Annotated in this window: 22 protein-coding genes; 16 read left to right on the forward strand and 6 right to left on the reverse strand. The window is 67.4% G+C overall.

Translation table 11 applies throughout. The features are described from left to right. Positions 1-7: 7 nt before the first annotated feature. From BUE42_RS23145 to BUE42_RS23180, 8 genes are all read left to right on the forward strand, one after another. Positions 8-1,222: an IscS subfamily cysteine desulfurase gene (locus BUE42_RS23145; protein WP_073467697.1), complete on the forward strand. Its 1,215-nt coding sequence runs from the start codon at positions 8-10 to the stop codon at positions 1,220-1,222. A gap of 30 nt (positions 1,223-1,252) precedes the next feature. Next, a complete protein-coding gene (iscU, locus tag BUE42_RS23150; protein ID WP_073467652.1) occupies positions 1,253-1,672 on the forward strand; it encodes a Fe-S cluster assembly scaffold IscU in 420 nt (139 codons plus the stop codon). Positions 1,673-1,676: 4 nt separating this feature from the next. After that, a complete protein-coding gene (gene iscA / locus BUE42_RS23155; protein ID WP_073467653.1) occupies positions 1,677-2,000 on the forward strand; it encodes an iron-sulfur cluster assembly protein IscA in 324 nt (107 codons plus the stop codon). A gap of 65 nt (positions 2,001-2,065) precedes the next feature. Next, on the forward strand, positions 2,066-2,584 hold the full coding sequence (gene hscB / locus BUE42_RS23160) for a Fe-S protein assembly co-chaperone HscB (protein ID WP_073467654.1): 519 nt from the start codon (positions 2,066-2,068) through the stop codon (positions 2,582-2,584). A 5-nt stretch (positions 2,585-2,589) separates the two neighbouring features. Continuing rightward, positions 2,590-4,446, forward strand: coding sequence for a Fe-S protein assembly chaperone HscA (gene hscA, locus BUE42_RS23165; protein ID WP_073467655.1), 1,857 nt, complete (start codon positions 2,590-2,592; stop codon positions 4,444-4,446). Positions 4,447-4,452: 6 nt separating this feature from the next. Then, the gene (gene fdx / locus BUE42_RS23170; RefSeq protein WP_047502959.1) at positions 4,453-4,791 is read left to right on the forward strand and encodes an ISC system 2Fe-2S type ferredoxin; all 339 of its coding nucleotides are present in this window, start codon (positions 4,453-4,455) and stop codon (positions 4,789-4,791) included. Between the two features lie 182 nt (positions 4,792-4,973). Beyond that, positions 4,974-5,246 carry a YlcI/YnfO family protein gene (locus BUE42_RS23175; RefSeq protein ID WP_073467656.1) on the forward strand — a complete coding sequence of 91 codons (273 nt, stop codon included), beginning with the start codon at positions 4,974-4,976 and terminating at the stop codon, positions 5,244-5,246. Then, the gene (locus tag BUE42_RS23180) at positions 5,243-5,566 is read left to right on the forward strand and encodes a type II toxin-antitoxin system RelE/ParE family toxin (protein ID WP_073467657.1); all 324 of its coding nucleotides are present in this window, start codon (positions 5,243-5,245) and stop codon (positions 5,564-5,566) included. Before BUE42_RS23175 ends, BUE42_RS23180 begins: the two co-directional genes overlap by 4 nt. 3 nt (positions 5,567-5,569) lie before the next feature. Here the strand turns inward: BUE42_RS23180 and BUE42_RS23185 are convergent, their stop codons facing one another. The 5 genes from BUE42_RS23185 to BUE42_RS23205 all read right to left on the reverse strand — a co-directional run bounded on the left by BUE42_RS23185 (position 5,570) and on the right by BUE42_RS23205 (position 9,828). Beyond that, positions 5,570-6,376 (reverse strand): ABC transporter ATP-binding protein, encoded by an 807-nt coding sequence (locus BUE42_RS23185; protein WP_073467658.1) that lies wholly within the window; start codon positions 6,374-6,376, stop codon positions 5,570-5,572. Positions 6,377-6,378: 2 nt separating this feature from the next. Next, positions 6,379-7,287 carry a nitrate ABC transporter permease gene (ntrB, locus tag BUE42_RS23190; protein WP_073467659.1) on the reverse strand — a complete coding sequence of 303 codons (909 nt, stop codon included), beginning with the start codon at positions 7,285-7,287 and terminating at the stop codon, positions 6,379-6,381. A gap of 21 nt (positions 7,288-7,308) precedes the next feature. Beyond that, the gene (locus BUE42_RS23195; RefSeq protein WP_369822992.1) at positions 7,309-8,532 is read right to left on the reverse strand and encodes a CmpA/NrtA family ABC transporter substrate-binding protein; all 1,224 of its coding nucleotides are present in this window, start codon (positions 8,530-8,532) and stop codon (positions 7,309-7,311) included. A gap of 287 nt (positions 8,533-8,819) precedes the next feature. After that, positions 8,820-9,470 carry an ANTAR domain-containing response regulator gene (locus tag BUE42_RS23200; protein ID WP_073467661.1) on the reverse strand — a complete coding sequence of 217 codons (651 nt, stop codon included), beginning with the start codon at positions 9,468-9,470 and terminating at the stop codon, positions 8,820-8,822. A gap of 64 nt (positions 9,471-9,534) precedes the next feature. Continuing rightward, a complete protein-coding gene (locus tag BUE42_RS23205) occupies positions 9,535-9,828 on the reverse strand; it encodes a hypothetical protein (protein WP_143171705.1) in 294 nt (97 codons plus the stop codon). A gap of 184 nt (positions 9,829-10,012) precedes the next feature. On the opposite strand from BUE42_RS23205, the gene tsaD reads away from it, so the two are divergent. Then, complete coding sequence (tsaD, locus tag BUE42_RS23210) at positions 10,013-11,068, forward strand: tRNA (adenosine(37)-N6)-threonylcarbamoyltransferase complex transferase subunit TsaD (protein ID WP_073467663.1); 1,056 nt, start codon at positions 10,013-10,015, stop codon at positions 11,066-11,068. On the opposite strand, the gene BUE42_RS23215 is transcribed toward tsaD, so the two are convergent. Further along, a complete protein-coding gene (locus BUE42_RS23215) occupies positions 11,061-11,489 on the reverse strand; it encodes an Hsp20/alpha crystallin family protein (protein ID WP_073467664.1) in 429 nt (142 codons plus the stop codon). The two genes, tsaD and BUE42_RS23215, sit on opposite strands and share 8 nt — an antisense overlap. A gap of 93 nt (positions 11,490-11,582) precedes the next feature. On the opposite strand from BUE42_RS23215, the gene BUE42_RS23220 reads away from it, so the two are divergent. The 7 genes from BUE42_RS23220 to secG all read left to right on the forward strand — a co-directional run bounded on the left by BUE42_RS23220 (position 11,583) and on the right by secG (position 19,068). After that, a complete protein-coding gene (locus BUE42_RS23220; protein WP_073467665.1) occupies positions 11,583-12,878 on the forward strand; it encodes a branched-chain amino acid ABC transporter substrate-binding protein in 1,296 nt (431 codons plus the stop codon). Further along, entirely contained in the window at positions 12,875-14,026 is a 1,152-nt protein-coding gene (locus tag BUE42_RS23225; RefSeq protein ID WP_073467666.1) for a pyridoxal phosphate-dependent aminotransferase, read from the forward strand. Before BUE42_RS23220 ends, BUE42_RS23225 begins: the two co-directional genes overlap by 4 nt. A 155-nt stretch (positions 14,027-14,181) precedes the next feature. After that, entirely contained in the window at positions 14,182-14,451 is a 270-nt protein-coding gene (gene rpsO, locus BUE42_RS23230) for a 30S ribosomal protein S15 (protein WP_073467667.1), read from the forward strand. A 207-nt stretch (positions 14,452-14,658) separates the two neighbouring features. Then, positions 14,659-16,773, forward strand: a complete 2,115-nt coding sequence (gene pnp / locus BUE42_RS23235; protein WP_073467668.1) for a polyribonucleotide nucleotidyltransferase — start codon at positions 14,659-14,661, stop codon at positions 16,771-16,773. A 70-nt stretch (positions 16,774-16,843) separates the two neighbouring features. Beyond that, positions 16,844-17,830, forward strand: a complete 987-nt coding sequence (locus BUE42_RS23240; RefSeq protein ID WP_073467669.1) for an NAD(P)H-quinone oxidoreductase — start codon at positions 16,844-16,846, stop codon at positions 17,828-17,830. A 23-nt stretch (positions 17,831-17,853) separates the two neighbouring features. Next, positions 17,854-18,594 carry a triose-phosphate isomerase gene (gene tpiA, locus BUE42_RS23245; protein WP_073467670.1) on the forward strand — a complete coding sequence of 247 codons (741 nt, stop codon included), beginning with the start codon at positions 17,854-17,856 and terminating at the stop codon, positions 18,592-18,594. 33 nt (positions 18,595-18,627) lie between these two features. Beyond that, a complete protein-coding gene (gene secG, locus BUE42_RS23250; RefSeq protein ID WP_073467671.1) occupies positions 18,628-19,068 on the forward strand; it encodes a preprotein translocase subunit SecG in 441 nt (146 codons plus the stop codon). Positions 19,069-19,201 lie beyond the last annotated feature (133 nt).

Raw genomic sequence — 19,201 nt, forward strand, 5'->3', positions numbered from 1 at the left:
CATGGACATGACCCCCCATTTCCCGATCTACATGGACTACGGCGCGACGACGCCGGTGGACCAGCGCGTGGTCGACGCGATGATCCCGTGGTTGCGCGAGCATTTCGGCAACCCGGCCTCGCGCAGCCATGCGTGGGGATGGGAGGCGGAAGCAGCGGTCGAGAAGGCGCGCGAGCAGGTCGCGGCGCTGGTCGGTGCCGATCCGCGCGAGATCGTCTGGACCTCGGGCGCGACCGAATCCATCAACCTGGCGCTGAAGGGCGCCGCGCAGTTCTACAAGACGCGCGGCAAGCACCTGATCACGCTGAAGACCGAGCACAAGGCCGTGCTCGACACGATGCGCGAACTGGAGCGCCAGGGCTTCGAGGTGACTTACCTCGACGTGCAGGAAGACGGCCTGCTCGACCTCGACACGCTGAAGGCGGCGATGCGCCCCGACACCATCCTGGTCTCGGTGCTGTTCGTCAACAACGAGATCGGCGTCATCCAGGACATCGAGACGATCGGTGCGATGTGCCGCGAGCGCGGCATCATCTTCCACGTCGACGCGGCCCAGGCCACCGGCAAGGTGGCGATCGACCTGGCCGCGCTGCCGGTCGACCTGATGAGCCTGGCCTCGCACAAGACCTACGGCCCGAAGGGCATCGGCGCGCTGTACGTGCGCCGCAAGCCGCGCGTGCGCATCGAGGCGCAGATGCACGGTGGCGGCCATGAGCGCGGCATGCGCTCGGGCACGCTCGCGACGCACCAGATCGTCGGCATGGGCGAGGCCTACCGCATCGCGCGCGCCGAGATGGGTGCCGACAACGAGCGCATCCGCATGCTGCAGCAGCGCCTGATCAACGGCCTGAAGGACATCGAGCAGACCTTCCTGAACGGCCACGCCGAGCAGCGCGTGCCGCACAACGTGAACATGTCGTTCAACTTCGTCGAAGGCGAATCGTTGATCATGGGCATCAAGGGCATCGCGGTGTCGTCGGGCTCGGCTTGCACGTCCGCCAGCCTGGAGCCGAGCTACGTGCTGCGCGCACTCGGCCGCAGCGACGAACTCGCGCACTCCAGCCTGCGCATGACGATCGGCCGCTTCACGACCACCGAAGAAATCGACTACGTGATCACGACGCTGAAAGACCGCGTCGCGAAATTGCGCGAACTCTCGCCCTTGTGGGAGATGTTCAAGGACGGCATCGACATCAGCACGATTCAGTGGGCTGCCCACTGAAGTTGTAGACAAGAAGTACGGAGAACTGAAATGGCTTACAGCGAAAAAGTGGTTGAGCACTACGAGAATCCGCGCAACGTCGGTTCGTTCGAAAAGGGCGACGACACCGTGGGCACCGGCATGGTCGGCGCACCGGCCTGTGGCGACGTGATGAAGCTGCAGATCAAGGTGAACCCGGTCACGGGCCTGATCGAAGACGCGAAGTTCAAGACCTACGGCTGCGGCTCGGCGATCGCGTCGAGTTCGCTGGTGACCGAATGGGTCAAGGGCAAGTCGCTCGACGAGGCGCTGACGATCAAGAACACGCACATCGCCGAAGAACTGGCGCTGCCGCCGGTCAAGATCCATTGCTCGATCCTGGCCGAAGACGCGATCAAGGCGGCCGTGAACGACTACAAGGCCAAGACCGGTGCGTCGGCGTCTGCCACCGCCGCTGTCACGACCCACTGAGACCATGGCCGTCACGCTGACCGAAGCCGCGGCACGCCACGTGTCGCGCTACATCACCAAGCGCGGCAAGGGCGTCGGCGTCCGGCTGGGCGTCAAGACGACCGGTTGCTCGGGCCTGGCCTACAAGCTGGAATACGCCGATGACGTGGCACCCGAAGACGCGGTGTTCGAAGACCGCGGCGTGAAGGTGCTGGTCGACCCGAAGAGCCTGCCGTACATCGACGGCACGCAGCTCGACTTCGTGCGCGAAGGCTTGAACGAGGGGTTCAAGTTCCAGAATCCTCGCGAGAAAGACCGCTGCGGGTGCGGTGAATCCTTCCGCGTATAGCGCTCAAGCGCTTGCCAACCAGGCGCGGCCACAAGCCGCGCCTTTTTGTTGCCTGAAATCAAGCCATGAAGCTCGATAGCGACGATTTCGAACTGTTCGACCTGCCGCGGCGCTTCGTGCTCGACCGCGACGAGCTCGATGCCCGCTGGCGTGCGCTGCAGGCCGAGGTGCACCCGGACCGCTTCGCCAGCGAGGGCGGTGCGGCCCAGCGCGTTGCGATGCAATGGGCGGTGCGGGTGAACGAGGCCTACCAGCGGCTGAAGAACCCGCTGAAGCGCGCCGCCTACCTGTGCGAGCTGAACGGCGCGGCGATCGATGCCGAGAACAACACCGCGATGCCCGGCAGCTTCCTGATGCAGCAGATGGAGTGGCGCGAGGCGCTCGACGATGCCGGCGACCTGCCCGCCGTCGAGGCCCTCGCCGACGAAGTGGCGTTGCATCGCCAGCAGGCCCTTGCCGCGTTGCAGGCCACGCTGGACGAGCGCCACGACTGGGCTGCCGCGGCGCAACAGGTCAGAGCCCTCATGTTCGTAGAGCGCTTTGCCGACGACGTCGATCAGCGCCTGGAAGCGCTGGGACAATAGACACCATGGCCCTGCTGCAAATTTCCGAACCCGGGGGCGCCCCCGATCCCCACCAGCGCCGCATTGCGGTCGGCATCGACCTCGGCACCACGCATTCGCTGGTCGCCGCGGTGCGCAACGGCGTGTCCGAATGCCTGCCGGACGAAGCCGGCCACGTGATCCTGCCGTCGGCGGTGCGCTACCTGCCCGAGGGGCGGCGCGAGATCGGCCACGCTGCGCTGGCGCAGGCCGCGATCGATCCGGCCAACACCATCGTGTCGGTCAAGCGCTTCATGGGACGCGGGCTGCGCGACATCGCGCACGTCGAGAAGCTCCCGTACGATTTTGTCGATGCGCCCGGCATGGTGCAGCTGCGCACGATCGACGGCGTGAAGTCGCCGGTCGAGGTGTCGGCCGAGATCCTCGCGACGCTGCGCTACCGTGCCGAAGACACCTTCGCCGACGACCTGTTCGGCGCGGTCATCACGGTGCCGGCCTATTTCGACGACGCGCAGCGCCAGGCCACCAAAGACGCCGCGCAGCTCGCCGGCCTGAATGTGCTGCGCCTGATCAACGAGCCGACCGCCGCGGCGATCGCCTACGGGCTGGAGAACGGCTCCGAAGGGCTGTACGCGGTCTACGACCTGGGCGGCGGCACCTTCGACATCTCGCTGCTGAAGCTGACGAAGGGCGTGTTCGAGGTCGTTGCGACCGGCGGCGATTCGGCACTGGGCGGCGACGATTTCGATCGCACGCTCGCCGACTGGGCGCTGGACCAAGCCGGCCTGCGCGCGGACACGCCGCAGGACAAGCGGGCGGTGCTGGTGGCCGCGCGCGCCGCGAAAGAGAAGCTGTCGTCGGCCGACCATGCCACGCTCGCGAGCCCGCTGTCGTCCGGCGAGTTGTCGGTGCGCGTGACGCGCGAGCAGTTCGAATCGCTGGGTGCCGCGCTGATGGCACGCACGCTGGCGGCGGTGCGCAAGGTGCTGCGCGATGCGCAGGCGTCGAAGGACGAAGTGCAGGGCGTCGTGATGGTCGGCGGCTCGACGCGCATGCCGATGGTGCAGTCGGCGGTCGCCGGGTTCTTCGGCAAGACGCCGCTGACCAACCTGAACCCGGACGAGGTCGTCGCGCTCGGCGCCGCGATCCAGGCCAATGCGCTGGCCGGCAATGCCGGTGCCGACGAACTGCTGCTGCTCGACGTGATCCCGCTGTCGCTCGGCCTCGAGACGATGGGTGGCCTGGTCGAGCGCATCATCCCGCGCAACAGCACGATCCCGACCGCGCGCGCGCAGGAGTTCACGACCTTCAAGGACGGCCAGACCGCGATGGCGCTGCACGTGGTGCAGGGCGAGCGCGAACTGGTCAGCGATTGCCGCTCGCTCGCGCGCTTCGAGCTGCGCGGCATGCCGCCGATGGTGGCTGGTGCGGCGCGCATCCGCGTCAGCTTCCAGGTCGATGCCGACGGGCTGCTGAGCGTCAGCGCGCGCGAGGAGGTGTCGGGCGTCGAGGCCGCGATCACCGTGAAGCCGAGTTACGGCCTGTCCGACGACGAGGTCGCGCGCATGCTGACCGAGAGCTTCAGCACCGCCGATGCCGACATGCGCGCGCGCAGCCTGCGCGAGTCGCGCGTCGAGGCCGAGCGCATGCTGCTCGCGACGCGTTCCGCGCTGGCCGCCGATGGCGACCTGCTGAGCGCCGACGAGCAGGCCGCGATCACCCAACTGCTCGCGGCGCTCGAAGCGAGCCGCGAATCCGAAGATCACCACCAGATCGACGCCGCCGTCGAGGCGCTGGCCAAGGGCACCGAAGCCTTTGCGGCCGAGCGCATGAACCGCGGCATCCGGCAGGCGCTGGCCGGCCGGCGCGTCGAGGAAGTCTGAGCCCCCATGCCTGTCATCAAGATCCTGCCCCACCCCGAGTACTGCCCGACCGGCACGCAGATCACCGCCACGCCGGGCACCTCGGTCTGCGAGGCCCTGCTGGAGAACGGAATCGAGATCGAGCACGCTTGCGAACTGAGCTGCGCGTGCACGACCTGCCACGTCGTGGTGCGCGAAGGCTTCTCGTCGCTCGGCGAGATGGACGAATCGGAGGAAGACCTGCTGGACCGCGCCTGGGGCCTGGAGCCGCAATCGCGCCTGTCGTGCCAGGCGATCCTGTCGCAGACCGACGTGACGATCGAGATCCCGAAGTACACGATCAACCACGCCAAGGAAAACCACTGATCCTGGCGTAAAAAAACCGCCTGACCCATGCGGATCAGGCGGTTCGGAAAGGGCCGGGCCCTACTGAGGAGATAGACGACAAGCGCATCGCTCTTGCCGCAGTTCTTCAAGCAAGGAGTGTGCCACTCGATGGGGTCTTCGGTCGCGGCTACACTCGACGCGTCGCAATTGCAACGCACTCCATGAAGCCGTCCACATTCCCTTCGCTTCGCGTCGATGCCGAACTGCGAGAGGCTGCCGAAAGCGTGCTTCGCGAGGGGGAAACGCTGAGCAGCCTGATCGAGACGGCCGTGCGGGACACCATCCAGCGCCGACGCATGCAGGACGAATTCATCGCACGCGGGTTGAGTTCCGCGGAAGAGGCGCGGCGAACCGGGGTCTACCATGCAGCGGCCGATGTGCACGATGAACTTCAGCGCAGGCTGGACGATCGGCGCAAACGCGTGCTGGGATGAGCGGGAATTTCAAGGTCCGCTACACCGACGCAGCCCGCAACGACCTCATCGAACTCTTCGATTTCCTGTTGCAGGAGGCTGAAACGATCGAAGACTTCGATCACGCGCAGCTTGCCATCGACACCATTCGCGACGAGGTCGAGCACCGCCTCGGTCACGCACCGTTCCTGTACCGGAAATCGTCAGCCGGCAGCGCGTTCCAGCGGGAGCTGATCATTCCGCTTCGCGGCAGGGGCTACGTCGCGTTGTACGAGATCGAGAACGCCGGGACGGTCACGGTCCTCGCGGTCAGGCATCAACGCGAAGACGACTACCACTGACGCTCAGGCGGCCTGCTCGACGTGGCCGTGCCGCGTGTAGAGAAAGTCCAGCACCTCTTTGCGATAGTGCACGTACTGGTGATCTTCCGCCAACTCGACCCGATCGCGCGGCCGGGCCAGGTCGATCGACAGGATCTCGCCGATCGTCGCCGCCGGCCCGTTGGTCATCATCACGATCCGGTCCGACAGCAGCACTGCCTCGTCGACATCGTGCGTCACCATCACCACCGTGCTGTGCGTGCGCGCGACGATTTTCAGCAGTTCGTCCTGAAGATGGGCGCGGGTCAGCGCATCGAGCGCGCCGAAGGGCTCGTCCATCAGCAGCACCTTGGGCTCCATCGCCAGCGCCCGTGCGATGCCCACCCGCTGCTTCATGCCGCCGGAGATCTCATGCGGGCGCTTGCCCGCCGCATGCGCCATGTTGACGAGCGCTAGCGCCGCGAGCGAGCGTTCCTTCAACTGCACCTTCGATTCGCTCGCGCCGAACACCCGCTCGACCGCGAGGTGCACGTTCTCGTGGCAGGTGAGCCACGGCAGCAGCGAGTGGTTCTGGAACACCACCGCGCGCTCCGGCCCGGGGGCAGCGATCTCGCGGCCATCGCAGATCAGCGAGCCGCCGGTCGGCAGCGTGAGTCCGGCGATCAGGTTCAGCAGCGTCGACTTGCCGCAGCCCGAGTGCCCGATCAGCGTGACGAATTCGCCCTTGGCGACCGACAGGTCGATCTCGCGCAGCGCATGGAAGCGGCCCTTCTTCGTGCTGAAGACCATCTCGGCCTGGTGCACCTCGATGAAGCTGGAGTTCGATGCCATGGTCAGACCTCGTCGTAGGTGAAGCGTTTGGCCACCGCGATCAGCGCCCATTCGAGCAGCAGCCCGACGATGCCGATCACGAAGATCGCGATCAGGATGTGCGTGACGTTCAGGTTGTTCCACTCGTCCCACACCCAGAAGCCGATGCCGACGCCACCGGTCAGCATCTCGGCCGCGACGATCACCAGCCAGGCCGTGCCCACGCTCAGCCGCACGCCGGTCAGCATGTACGGCAGCACCGCAGGGAACAGGATGCGCGTCATCACCTTCCACTCCGACAGGTTCAGCACGCGCGCCACGTTCAGGTAGTCGGCCGGCACGCGCTGCACGCCGACCGCGGTGTTGATGATCATCGGCCAGATCGAGCAGATGAAGATCGTCCAGATCGCCGCCGGGTTCGCGGCCTTGAACACCAGCAGCCCGATCGGCAGCCACGCCAGCGGTGACACCGGGCGCAGCAGGCTGATCAGCGGCGAGGCCATGTGGTTCAGGAAACTGAAGCGCCCGATCAGGAAACCCGCCGGGATGCCGACCAGCGCCGCCAGCCCGAAGCCGATCGCGACGCGCTGCAGCGAGAACAGGATGTTCCAGCCGATGCCCTGGTCGTTCGGGCCCTTGCTGTAGAACGGGTCCGAGAACAGCTTGACCGCTTCGGTGAAGGTCGCGGCCGGCGTCGGGAAACTGCCGCCGTTCATCGTCAGCAGCGCCCAGATGCCGACCAGCAAACCGATGCCGATCAGCGGCGGCAGCACCTTCAACAGCAGCCCGTTCCAGTCGAAGGGCATGCGAGGCACCGGGGTGGCGGGAGCCGGCGCTGCAGTTGGCGCAGCAGTGGCGGCAGCAGCGGGCGAGGCGGCAGGCGCCTCGTCGTCGGCGCCTCCGAGCGGAGAGTGAAACACGGCACTGACCATGGCGTTCTCCTTGGGTGGCCCTCAGGCCTTGATCTTGAAGCTGTCGGCGTACTTCGCAGGATCCTTGCCATCCCAGACGATGCCGTCGATCAGCTTGCTGCTGCGCATCGGATCCGTGGGTATGCTGATCTTCATCGCCGTGGCGACCTGCTTGTACAGATCGATCTGGTTGATCTGCTTCGCGACGCCCAGGTAGTCCGGGTGCTCCTTCAGCAAGCCCCAGCGCTTGTGCTGCGTCAGGAACCACATGCCGTCGCTCAGGTACGGGTAGTTCACCGCACCGTCGTTGAAGAACTTCATGTGGTTGGGGTCGTCCCAGGTCTTGCCCAGGCCGTTCTGGTAGCGGCCCAGGATGCGCTGGTTGATCGCGTCGACACCGGTGTTGACGTACGACTTGTCGGCCACCGTCTCGGCCATCTTCAGCTTGTTCTGCAGGCTCGCATCGATCCAGCGGCTCGCTTCGAGCACGGCCATCATCACGGCGCGGCAGGTGTTCGGATTCTTCTTGGCGAAATCGGCGGTGGTGCCGAGCACCTTCTCCGGATGGTCGCGCCAGATGTCCTGCGTGGTCACGGCGGTGATGCCGATGTTGTCCATGATCGCGCGGTGGCCCCAGGGCTCGCCCACACAGAAGCCGTCCATGTTGCCGACGCGCATGTTGGCCACCATCTGCGGCGGCGGCACGGTGATCAGCTTGGCGCCGCTGACGGGGTTGATGCCCGAGGCGGCCAGCCAGTAGTGCATCCACATGGCGTGGGTACCGGTCGGGAAGGTGCCGGCGAAGGTGTACTCGCGCTTCTCCCTGGACATCACCTTCGCCAGCGAGCCGCCATCCACGGCACCTTTGTCGGCCAGAGCCTTCGACAAGGTGATGGCCTGGCCGTTGTTGTTCAGGCTCATCAGCACGGCCATGTCCTTCTTCGGACCGCTGATGCCCAGGTGCACGCCGTAGACCAGGCCGTACAGCACGTGTGCCATGTCGAGCTCGCCGTTGACCAGCTTGTCGCGCACGCCGGCCCACGAGGCCTCCTTGGTCGGGATGATCTTGACGCCGTACTTCTTGTCGAAGCCGAGCACCGAGGCCATCACGACCGACGCGCAGTCGGTCAGCGGGATGAAGCCGATGCGCACTTCTTCCTTCTCGGGCTTGTCGGAGCCTTGCGCGTACACGGCGCTCTGCAGCCCCGGCACCAGGCCGGCTGCACCGCCGGCGGCAGCGGCTTTGATCAGGGTTCGGCGGCTCATCAGGTTCTTTCGCGTGAGTGGGCTTGTCATGGCGTGGCTCAGGTTCTCGGAAAGCAAAAACAAAAAGGCGTCCGCACGATGCAGGCGGGGCCTGTCACGTGGGGACGCCATCGTCCGACCCGCCTCGCGCCAACCTTGGTGCGTGCGGATGTCTGTGGAAGATCGCCGTTGACCTTCCGCCAGGGGCTTACGCAAGCGGCGTGCCACAGCGGTCTTCCGGGGAACAGGGCAGGGTGGAGATGCTGCGACGCACCAATTGCGCCGCATGCCGCACTGCCGGAGTGCGTTCAGCCCAGCAGGTCGGAGACGTCGAGGATGCGCTGGGCGACGTCGGCCAGCCGCAGGCCCTTGTCCATCGCGGCCTTGCGCAGCCGCGCGTAGGCGGCTTCTTCGGTCAGGCCCTGGCGCGACATCAGCAGGCCCTTCGCGCGGTCGATCAGCTTGCGATCCGAGAGCTCGGTGCGTGCATCGGCCAGCTCGCGGCGCAGGCCTTCTTCATGCCGGAAGCGCGCCATCGCGACATCCAGCACCGGCTTCACCCGCTCCGGCGCGAGGCCTGCCACCACGTAGGCGGTGACGCCGGCGGCGATCGCGTCGGGCACATGGCTGGTGTCGTCGTCGTCGGTGAACAGCACGATCGGCCGGCGCGCATCGCGGGTGGCCATCACGACATGCTCCAGCGTGTCACGCGCCTGGCTCTCGGCGTCGATGATGATCATGTCGGGCTGGATCTGCGCCAGCCGGTCCGGCAGGTAGACGTCGGCCGGCAGCACCGCGACGATGTTGTAGCCGTTCTCCAGCAGCCCGATGCGCAGCGCCCGCGAGCGCTCGGCCTCGATCGGGTCGGGCGCGCCTTCGCTGCCGTCGGGGGCGAGCGTGTCGGGGGCAACGATGACGATGCGCAGGACCGGGGCGGTCGGCGCGCGCGGCGGCTTCATGGAGGCGAACGCAGCAACATCCGCGCCACGCGGTGGGCGCGCCGTGTGCCGGATCGCCGGAAAATCAGCGCTCGTGAGGTGTCGTGTGCAGTGCGCGGCGGATCCAGCCACCCAGCGGCCGCAGCGAGTCGAACACCGAATCGGTGTGCGGCACGTCGAACTCGCGTTCTTCGAGCAGGCCTTGCGCTTCGAGCGCGTCGATGAAGAGTTGCACCTCCTGGCGCTTCAGCCCGGCGATGGAAGCGAGTTGCTCCAGCGTCATGTGCCGGTGCGACATGTCGCTCAGCATCCGGCGATACGCGGTGCGATGGAACGGCGCTGGTAGCTCCGTCCAGGCCAACAGGCGGTATTCCTTCATGGGGGTTCCCTAACGACGTTGTTGTAGTTGGCAGTTGCTTCGATGCACTGCTCGGGCTCGGAGGGTAGTCGCCCGCGGCCGAACGGGGAAGGGGGTCGGATAGGGATAAAGGGTAAACCCTTGTGTCGGCCGTGACGGATTTGGCGCCGACGGGCCGTGCGAACGCGCTGGCTACACTGGGTGGATGAAGGTCCTGGGCGTGGAATCATCGTGTGACGAAACGGGCGTGGCGCTGGTGGAGGCCGGCCCGACCGGGGTGCCGACCCTGCTGGCCCACGCGCTGCACAGCCAGATCGCGATGCACCAGGCCTATGGCGGCGTGGTGCCGGAGCTGGCCTCGCGCGATCACATCCGGCGCGTGCTGCCGTTGACCGAGCAAGTGCTGCACGAAGCCGGCGCGACGCTGGCCGAGATCGACGTGGTGGCGTTCACGCGCGGGCCGGGCCTGGCGGGGGCGCTGCTGGTGGGGGCCGGTGTCGCGTGCGCGCTGGCGGCGGCGCTCGGCAAGCCGGTGCTCGGCGTGCACCACCTCGAAGGCCACCTGCTGTCGCCGTTCCTCGCAAGCGATCCGCCGGCGTTTCCGTTCGTCGCGCTGCTGGTGTCCGGCGGCCACACGCAGCTGATGCGGGTCGACGAGGTCGGCCGCTACGAACTGCTCGGCGAAAGCATCGACGATGCGGCCGGCGAGGCCTTCGACAAGTCGGCCAAGCTGCTCGGGCTCGGCTACCCGGGCGGGCCGGCGCTGGCGCAACTCGCCGAATCGGGCCGGCCCGACGCCTACGCGCTGCCGCGGCCGCTGCTGCACAGCGGCGACCTCGATTTCTCGTTCGCCGGGCTGAAGACCGCGGTGATGACGCAGCTGCGCAAGCTCGGCGACACGCCGACCGACGTGCAGCGCGCCGACGTGGCCGCGTCGACGCAGGCCGCGATCGTCGAGGTGCTGCTGAAGAAGTCGCTCGCGGCGCTGAAGCAGACCGGGCTGAAGCGGCTCGTCGTTGCCGGCGGGGTCGGTGCGAACAGCCGCTTGCGCGCGCAGTTGAACGCCGAATGTGCGAAGCGCCAGGTCAGGGTGCATTACCCCGAACTGGCGCTGTGCACCGACAACGGCGCGATGATTGCGCTCGCCGCCGCGATGCGGCTGCAGCGTGGCGCGGCAGCCGGCCATGACTACGGCTTCGACGTGAAGCCGCGCTGGCCGCTGGCGTCGCTTGCCGCCGCCGACGCGGCTGTGATCAGCTGATGCTGATCTGCGTCGCGCCGGTCGGCACGCGCTTGGCGAGCGTCAGCGTCAGCACGCCGTTCTCGAACTTCGCGTTCGAGTTCGCCTGGTCCACTTCGGCCGGCAGCGCGACCGTGCGGGCGTAATGCGCGGCGGCGCGTTCGCGGTACAGCACGCGCTCGCCTTCCTTGGCGTCGGCGGTCTTCGCGTCACCGGCTTCCAGCGTCACGCGGCGGCCTTCCACCGAGACCTTCAGCTGGTCTTTCGCGAGGCCCGGCAGGTCCAGCGTCAGCGTGTACGCAGTATCGCTCTCGACGACGTCGAGGGCGGGCACGCGCGGCTGCGCCGGGGCGGGCGGCAGGCGGTCGGCGAACAGGTGATCGAAAGCGCGTTCCAGCGAGGTGGCACGGCGCGACGACAGCGAGGGGGTCAGAACGAACATGATGGCTCCTACAATCCATTCAATCGCTGCACAGCGCAGCAACCATGCCGCTGAAACTTGGAGCGGCATTTTTGTTTTCAAGTGGGTTGAAAAATGAAGATCGTGCGTTGGGTGAAGCGCTGTGCTGCAGTGCTGGCGGGGCTGGCGCTGGCAGGGCAGGGGATCGCGGCGCCTGCAGCCACTGCGGCACCGGAGCCGGTGCGCGTGGCCTTGATCGAAGGCCTGTCCGGCGCGTTCGCGAACGCCGGCGAGGCGGTCTACCGCAACCTGCTGTGGGCCGTCGAGCGCGTGAACCAGCGCGGCGGCGTGAACCTGCCGGACGGCCGCCATCCGCTCGAGCTGGTGCGCTTCGACAGCAAGGGCAGCAATGAAGAGGCGCTGTCGCTGCTGCGCTCGGCCATCGACCAGAAGATCGGCGTCGTGATGCAAGGCAACAGCTCGGCCACCGCGGCCGTGCTGATCGAGGCGCTGAACAAGCAGAACCAGCGCGAACCATCGCGTCGCGCGATCTTCCTGAACTACTCGGCCGTCGACCCGGCGCTGACGAACGAGAAGTGCAGCTTCTGGCACTTCCGCTTCGATGCGCATGCCGACATGCGGCTGCAGGCGCTGACCGACGTGCTGGCCGCCGATGCGCGCGTGAAGAAGGTCTACCTGATCGGCCAGGACTACAGCTTCGGCCAGAGCGTGCTGCGCCAGGCGCGCACGATGCTCGCGGCCAAGCGGCCCGACATCGAGATCGTCGGCGACGAACTGCACCCGCTCGGCCGCATCAAGGATTTCCTGCCGTACGCAGCGAAGATCAAGGCGAGCGGTGCGCAGGCGGTGCTGACCGGCAACTGGGGCAACGACCTGACGCTGCTGATCCGCGCCGGGCGCGAGGCCGGGCTGGATGCGCGCTTCTACACCTTCTACGGCAACGCACTCGGCGCGCCGGCGGCGATCGGCGAGGCCGGTGTCGACCGTGTGCTGGCGGTGGCTGAATGGCATCCGAACGTTGGCGGCGCGGCGTCGGACAAGTTCTATGCGGCTTTTCGCGAGCGCTTCCCGAGCCCGCAGGACGACTACGTGCACATGCGCATGCAGGCGATGGTCGAGATGCTGGCGACCGCGATCGAGAAGGCCGGCAGCGCCGACCCGCTGGCGGTGGCGCGCGCGCTCGAAGGCCTGAAGCTGGACCCGCGCCACCTCGGCGGCTTCCACCATGGCACGATGCGCGCCGGCGACCACCAGTTCGAGCAGCCGCTGGTCGTCAGCGTGATGCAGCGCGTCGGCAGCCCTGGCGTGCGCTTCGACAACGAGGGCTCCGGTTACGGCTTCAAGACCGTGCTGCAGCTCACCGAATCCCAGACCGAGATGCCACACCGCTGTGCGATGGAGCGCCCATGAGAGATGTGATTGCGAACCTGCCGGCATCGAAGATCCGCGAGGTCGCGAATGCGGCGATCGGCCGCGCCGACGTGCTGCCGTTCTGGTTCGGCGAGAGCGACGAGCCGACGCCGGACTTCGTCACCGAGGCCGCGGTCGCATCGCTGCGCCGCGGCGAGACGGCGTATGCGCACAACCTCGGCCTGCCGGAGTTGCGCGAGGTGCTGGCGGGCTACGCGAGCGGGCTGCACCGGCCGGTCGATGCCGGGCGCATCGCGGTCACGTCGTCGGGTGTCAACGGGCTGATGATCGCGACGCAGGCGCTGGTCGGCGCCGGCGACGAGGTGGTCGCGGTGGTGCCGGTGTGGCCGAACATCACCGCGCAGCCGGCGATCCTCGGTGCCGACGTGAAGCGGGTGTCGCTGCAGGTGCGCGACGGTGCGTGGCAGCTCGACCTCGAGCGCCTGCTGGCCGCGATCACCGGCAAGACCCGGCTGCTGCTCGTCAACGCGCCGAACAACCCGACCGGCTGGACGATGACCCGCGCCGAGCAGCAGGCGGTGCTCGACCACTGCCGCCGCACCGGCACCTGGATCGTCGCCGACGAGGTCTACGAGCGGCTGTACTACGGGCCGGACCACGCAGCAGCGCCGAGCTTCCTCGACATCGCCGAGGCCGATGACCGGTTGGTGGTCGCCCACAGCTTCTCGAAGAGCTTCCTGATGACCGGCTGGCGGCTCGGCTCGCTGGTCGTGCCGTCGGCGCTGACGGCCGACATCGGCAAGCTGATCGAATTCAACACCTCGTGTGCGCCGGTGTTCGTGCAGCGCGCCGGCATCGCGGCACTGCAGGGCGCCGACGGCTTCGTGCCGGGCCTGATCGGGCGGCTGAAGACCTGCCGCGACACGCTGGTGCCGCGCCTGCAGGCGCTGCCGGGCGTCACGCTCGCGATGCCGGCGGGCGGCATGTATGCGTTCTTCCGCGTCGACGGCGAAGACGATTCGCTGGCGCTGGCCAAGCGGCTGGTCACCGGCGTCGGGCTGGGCCTGGCGCCCGGCGCGGCCTTCGGCGACGAGGCCGAGGGCTGGCTGCGCTGGTGCTTCGCATCGCGCGACCCGGCGCGGCTGGTGGACGGGGTGGATCGGCTGAAACGCGCGTTGAGGCTATAATCGACGGGCTTTGCGTCCTGATCCCATCCAGATGGGTGCCCAGGGCGCCAGGCAAATCGCACGGCGCGGGTCAGTTTCACCCGCGACCGCAAGTAGCAACCTCCCGCCCACGAAAAGGCTGACAAGCCAGAGGGCGGGAACATCAGGAAACTGACATGTCCGTCGCAGATCTGAACAAGGCCGAGATCGTCAAGGCCAATGCCCGCACCGCCAACGACACCGGGTCCCCCGAAGTGCAAGTGGCCCTGCTGACCGCCCGCATCAACGAGCTGACCCCCCACTTCAAGCTGCACCTGAAGGACCACCACGGTCGCCGCGGCCTGCTGAAGATGGTCAACACCCGCAAGAGCCTGCTGGCTTACCTGCGCAAGACCGATGCCGACCGCTACACCGCGCTGATCCAGAAGCTGGGTCTGCGCAAGTAATCCGCGAATGAAAGCCGAGAGCCTGTCTGGATCACCAGCACAGGCTCTTTGCGCTTTTGGAGCTGAGCACCCACAGATGACGATGTGTCATTCCACCAGCGTTCGAAGTCATGAGCGCCGCTGGAATGGCATCGCGCCAGGTTGCCGCAGTTCCGGGTCGAAAGGCGCCGCCCTCACGAGGCGCTGACAACAAACCGGAGAAATGACATGAGCATGTTCAACAAAGTCACCAAGACCTTCCAATGGGGCCAGCACTCGGTCACGCTGGAAACCGGCGAGATCGCCCGCCAGTCGAGCGGTGCCGTGCTGGTCAACATCGAGGACACCGTCATCCTCGCCACCGTGGTCGGTGCCAAGAACGCGAAGCCGGGCCAGGATTTCTTCCCGCTGACCGTCGACTACATCGAGAAGACCTATGCCGCCGGCAAGATCCCCGGCAGCTTCTTCAAGCGTGAAGGCCGCCCGAGCGAACTCGAGACGCTGACCTCGCGCCTGATCGACCGCCCGCTGCGCCCGCTGTTCCCCGAAGGCTTCTACAACGAAGTCCAGGTCGTGATCCACGTGCTGTCGCTGAACCCGGAAGTCTCGGCCGACATCGCCGCGCTGATCGGCTCGAGCGCCGCGCTCGCGATCTCCGGCATCCCGTTCAACGGCCCGATCGGTGCCGCACGCGTCGGCTACGTCAACGGCCAGTACGTGCTGAACCCGGGCAAGACCCAGCTGCTCGATTCGCAGATGGACCTGGTCGTCGCCGGCACCGAAGCCGCCGTGCTGATGGTCGAATCCGAGGCCCAGCAACTGAGCGAAGAGATCATGCTCGGCGGCGTGGTCTACGGCCATGACCAGAGCAAGATCGCCATTGCCGCGATCAACGAGCTGGTGCGTGACGCCGGCAAGCCGTCCTGGGACTGGGCCGCGCCCGCCAAGGACGAAGCCTTCATCGGCAAGATCACCGGCCTGGCCGAAGAGAAGCTGCGCGCCGCCTACCAGATCCGCTCGAAGCAGGCCCGCACGCAGGCCACGCGCGAAGCCACCGCGTCGGTCGTCGCCGCGCTGACGGCTGAAGGCGTCGTGGTCGACAAGGTCAAGGTCGACAACGTGCTGTTCGACATCGAAGCCCGCATCGTGCGCAGCCAGATCCTGTCGGGCGAGCCCCGCATCGACGGCCGCGACACCCGCACCGTGCGCGCGATCGAGATCCGCAACGGCGTGCTGCCGCGCGTCCACGGCTCGGCGCTGTTCACCCGTGGCGAGACGCAGGCGCTGGTCGCCGCGACGCTCGGCACCGACCGCGATTCGCAGAAGATCGATGCACTCGCCGGCGAGTTCAGCGAGCACTTCATGCTGCACTACAACATGCCCCCGTTCGCCACCGGCGAAACCGGCCGTGTCGGCACCCCGAAGCGCCGCGAGATCGGCCACGGCCGCCTCGCCAAGCGCGCGCTGGTCGCGGTGCTGCCGGACCGCGTCGAGTTCCCGTACTCGATGCGCGTGGTCTCGGAGATCACCGAATCGAACGGTTCGTCGTCGATGGCCTCGGTGTGCGGCGGCTGCCTCGCGCTGATGGACGCCGGCGTGCCGCTGAAGGCGCACGTCGCCGGCATCGCGATGGGCCTGATCAAGGACGGCAACCGCTTCGCGGTGCTGACCGACATCCTCGGCGATGAAGATCACCTCGGCGACATGGACTTCAAGGTGGCCGGCACGACCGCCGGCGTGACCGCGCTGCAGATGGACATCAAGATCCAGGGCATCACGAAGGAAATCATGCAGGTCGCACTGGCGCAGGCCAAGGAAGCGCGCCTGCACATCCTCGGCAAGATGACCGAGGCGATGGGTGAAGCCAAGACCGAGGTCTCGCAGTTCGCCCCGCGCCTGTACACGATGAAGATCAACCCGGAGAAGATCCGTGACGTGATCGGCAAGGGTGGCGCGACCATCCGTGCGCTGACCGAAGAAACCGGCACGACGATCGACATCGGCGAAGACGGCACCATCACCATCGCGTCGGCCGACTCCGACAAGGCCGCCTACGCGAAGAAGCGCATCGAAGAGATCACCGCCGAAGTCGAAGTGGGCAAGATCTACGAAGGCCCGATCACCAAGCTGCTCGAGTTCGGTGCACTGGTCAACCTGCTGCCGGGCAAGGACGGCCTGCTGCACATCAGCCAGATCGCGCACCAGCGCGTCGAGAAGGTCACCGACTTCCTGAAGGAAGGCCAGATCGTCAAGGTCAAGGTGCTCGAGACCGACGAGAAGGGCCGCGTCAAGCTGTCGATGAAGGCCCTGATCGACCGCGACCAGGCGCCTGTGCAGGAGTGATGACCGGCCGCGCGGCTGCTGCGTCTCGACGCGGTGGCCGTGTGGCGGCGTCCTGCCCACCGAGCTTCCGATGAAAGCCATCGCGATCACCACCCCCGGCGCGCCCGACGTGCTGCGCGCCATCGAGCGCGCGGCACCGGTGCCTGCGGCCGGCGAGTTGCTGATCCGCGTGGCCGCGTCGGGCATCAACCGGCCCGACGTGCTGCAACGCAAGGGCCTGTACCCGGTGCCGCCGGGCGCGTCCGACCTGCCGGGGCTGGAGGTCGCGGGCGAGGTGGTCGATGGCGATGCGGCGGCGCTGGCCGAGGCTGGCATCGCGGTCGGCGACCGTGTCTGCGCGCTGGTCGCCGGTGGCGGCTATGCCGAGCTGTGCGTCGCACCGGTCGGCCAGTGCCTGCCGGTGCCGAAGGGCTTCAGCGACATCGAGGCCGCCAGCCTGCCCGAGACCTTCTTCACCGTCTGGTCCAACGTGTTCGAGCGCGCGCACCTGCAGGCCGGCGAGACGCTGCTGGTGCAGGGCGGCACCAGCGGCATCGGCGTCACCGCGATCCAGCTGGCCAAGGCCTTCGGCGCGCGCGTGATCGCGACGGCCGGCAGCGACGACAAGTGCGCCGCCTGCGTGGCGCTCGGCGCCGACCACGCGATCAACTACCGCACGCACGACTTCGTCGCCGAAGTGAAGCGGGTCACCGATGGCCGTGGCGCCGACGTGATCCTCGACATGGTGGCCGGCGACTACATCGCCCGCGAGCTGCAGTGCCTGGCCGACGACGGCCGCATCGCGCTGATCGCGGTGCAGGGCGGCACCGCAGCGCAGATCGACGCCGGTGCCGTGCTGCGCCGGCGGCTGACGATCAGCGGCTCGACGCTGCGCCCGCGCTCGGTCGCGTTCAAGACCGCGATCGCGAAGGCGCTGCGCCAGCAGGTGTGGCCGTGGCTCGAAGCCGGCCGCGTGAAGCCGGTGATCCACCAGGTGTTCCCGGCCGCGCAGGCGGCCGAGGCCCACACGCTGATGGAATCGAACCAGCACATCGGCAAGCTGGTGCTCACATGGTGAGTGCTCAACAAGGAGCTTCGGGCATGCGTCGCAAACTCGTCGTCGGCAACTGGAAGATGAACGGCAGCCGCGTGGCGAATGCCGAGCTGCTGGCCGGGCTGGTGGCCGCAGGTCCGTTCGATGCCGACGTCGCGGTGTGCGCACCGTTCCCGTACCTCGGCGAGGTCGCGCTGTCATTGCAAGGCCAGCGCCTCGCCTGGGGCGCGCAGGATTGCTCGAAGCACGACAGCGGTGCGTTCACCGGCGAGGTGTCGGCCTCGATGCTGGCCGAGTTCGGTTGCCGCTACGTGATCGTCGGCCACTCCGAGCGCCGTGCGCTGCATGCCGAATCCGATCAACTGGTCGCCGACAAGGCGAAGGCGGCGCTCGCCCACAAGCTGACGCCAATCGTCTGCGTCGGCGAGACGCTGGCCGAGCGCGAGGCCGGCCAGACCGATGCGGTGGTCAAGCGCCAGCTGTCGGCGGTGATCCACACGCTCGCGCACTGCATCTCGCAGGTCGTCGTGGCCTACGAGCCGGTGTGGGCGATCGGCACCGGCCGGACCGCCTCGCCCGAGCAGGCGCAGGCGGTGCATGCGCTGCTGCGCGCGCAGCTGCACGCGGCGACGCAGAATTCCGATGAGATGTTGTTGTTGTACGGCGGGAGTGTGAAAGCCGACAACGCCGCCAGCCTGTTTGCCCAAGCCGACATCGACGGCGGGTTGATCGGCGGGGCGTCACTGAAGGCCGCGGATTTCGCGGCCATATGCAAAGCCGCGGCCTGATCCGCGGCCCCTGATTTTTCTGGAGCAAGAACAATGCAAGTGCTGTTGAATTTCGTCGTGGCCATCCAGATGCTGGCGGCCCTGATCATGATCGGCCTGGTGCTGGTGCAGCACGGCAAGGGGGCCGACATGGGCGCCTCGTTCGGCAGCGGCTCGTCCGGCAGCCTGTTCGGTGCCACCGGCAGCGCGAACTTCCTGTCGCGCTCGACGGCGGTGTGCGCGGCGGTCTTCTTCGTTTGCACGCTGACGCTCGCGTACTTCTCGCACGAGCGCGCGATCGGCGCGGCCCAGTCGGGTACCTCGACCATCCTCGACCGCGCGCCGGGCCTCGCTGCAAGCGCTCCCGTCGGTGGCGCATCGGGTGCGGCTTCGGGTGCGGGCGCGATCCCGGCCGATGCCGCCGCTTCGGCTGCAGTCGTTCCGGCCGCGCCGGTGCAGGCCGCGTCGGGGGCGGGCGCGATCCCGACCAAGTGATTCGCGGGTGAGTTGAGGCTCGAAGGCTTGCGGGTATCCGACTGTCGTGCTGCACTGCGGTGCACAGCGCGTAAACCCGGGGTCTTTGAGGTTAGAATTTGCGGCTGTTCGGTAAGCCAGTCCTCATGCCAAC

The sequence above is a fragment of the Rhizobacter sp. OV335 genome (genome assembly GCF_900142965.1).
In the GTDB taxonomy this organism is placed as follows: Bacteria; Pseudomonadota; Gammaproteobacteria; order Burkholderiales; family Burkholderiaceae_C; genus Rhizobacter.

Coding starts and splice junctions, on each gene's coding strand:
- BUE42_RS23200 (WP_073467661.1), bottom strand. CDS start 9,470: ATGAAGCCGCCGCGCGCGCCGACCGCCCCGGTCCTGCGCATCGTCATC.
- iscU (WP_073467652.1), top strand. CDS start 1,253: ATGGCTTACAGCGAAAAAGTGGTTGAGCACTACGAGAATCCGCGCAAC.
- BUE42_RS23205 (WP_143171705.1), bottom strand. CDS start 9,828: ATGAAGGAATACCGCCTGTTGGCCTGGACGGAGCTACCAGCGCCGTTC.
- pnp (WP_073467668.1), top strand. CDS start 14,659: ATGAGCATGTTCAACAAAGTCACCAAGACCTTCCAATGGGGCCAGCAC.
- BUE42_RS23240 (WP_073467669.1), top strand. CDS start 16,844: ATGAAAGCCATCGCGATCACCACCCCCGGCGCGCCCGACGTGCTGCGC.
- BUE42_RS23220 (WP_073467665.1), top strand. CDS start 11,583: ATGAAGATCGTGCGTTGGGTGAAGCGCTGTGCTGCAGTGCTGGCGGGG.
- BUE42_RS23225 (WP_073467666.1), top strand. CDS start 12,875: ATGAGAGATGTGATTGCGAACCTGCCGGCATCGAAGATCCGCGAGGTC.
- fdx (WP_047502959.1), top strand. CDS start 4,453: ATGCCTGTCATCAAGATCCTGCCCCACCCCGAGTACTGCCCGACCGGC.
- tsaD (WP_073467663.1), top strand. CDS start 10,013: ATGAAGGTCCTGGGCGTGGAATCATCGTGTGACGAAACGGGCGTGGCG.
- rpsO (WP_073467667.1), top strand. CDS start 14,182: ATGTCCGTCGCAGATCTGAACAAGGCCGAGATCGTCAAGGCCAATGCC.
- hscB (WP_073467654.1), top strand. CDS start 2,066: ATGAAGCTCGATAGCGACGATTTCGAACTGTTCGACCTGCCGCGGCGC.
- BUE42_RS23175 (WP_073467656.1), top strand. CDS start 4,974: ATGAAGCCGTCCACATTCCCTTCGCTTCGCGTCGATGCCGAACTGCGA.
- ntrB (WP_073467659.1), bottom strand. CDS start 7,287: ATGGTCAGTGCCGTGTTTCACTCTCCGCTCGGAGGCGCCGACGACGAG.
- BUE42_RS23195 (WP_369822992.1), bottom strand. CDS start 8,532: ATGAGCCGCCGAACCCTGATCAAAGCCGCTGCCGCCGGCGGTGCAGCC.
- tpiA (WP_073467670.1), top strand. CDS start 17,854: ATGCGTCGCAAACTCGTCGTCGGCAACTGGAAGATGAACGGCAGCCGC.
- BUE42_RS23180 (WP_073467657.1), top strand. CDS start 5,243: ATGAGCGGGAATTTCAAGGTCCGCTACACCGACGCAGCCCGCAACGAC.
- BUE42_RS23145 (WP_073467697.1), top strand. CDS start 8: ATGACCCCCCATTTCCCGATCTACATGGACTACGGCGCGACGACGCCG.
- secG (WP_073467671.1), top strand. CDS start 18,628: ATGCAAGTGCTGTTGAATTTCGTCGTGGCCATCCAGATGCTGGCGGCC.
- BUE42_RS23215 (WP_073467664.1), bottom strand. CDS start 11,489: ATGTTCGTTCTGACCCCCTCGCTGTCGTCGCGCCGTGCCACCTCGCTG.
- BUE42_RS23185 (WP_073467658.1), bottom strand. CDS start 6,376: ATGGCATCGAACTCCAGCTTCATCGAGGTGCACCAGGCCGAGATGGTC.
- iscA (WP_073467653.1), top strand. CDS start 1,677: ATGGCCGTCACGCTGACCGAAGCCGCGGCACGCCACGTGTCGCGCTAC.
- hscA (WP_073467655.1), top strand. CDS start 2,590: ATGGCCCTGCTGCAAATTTCCGAACCCGGGGGCGCCCCCGATCCCCAC.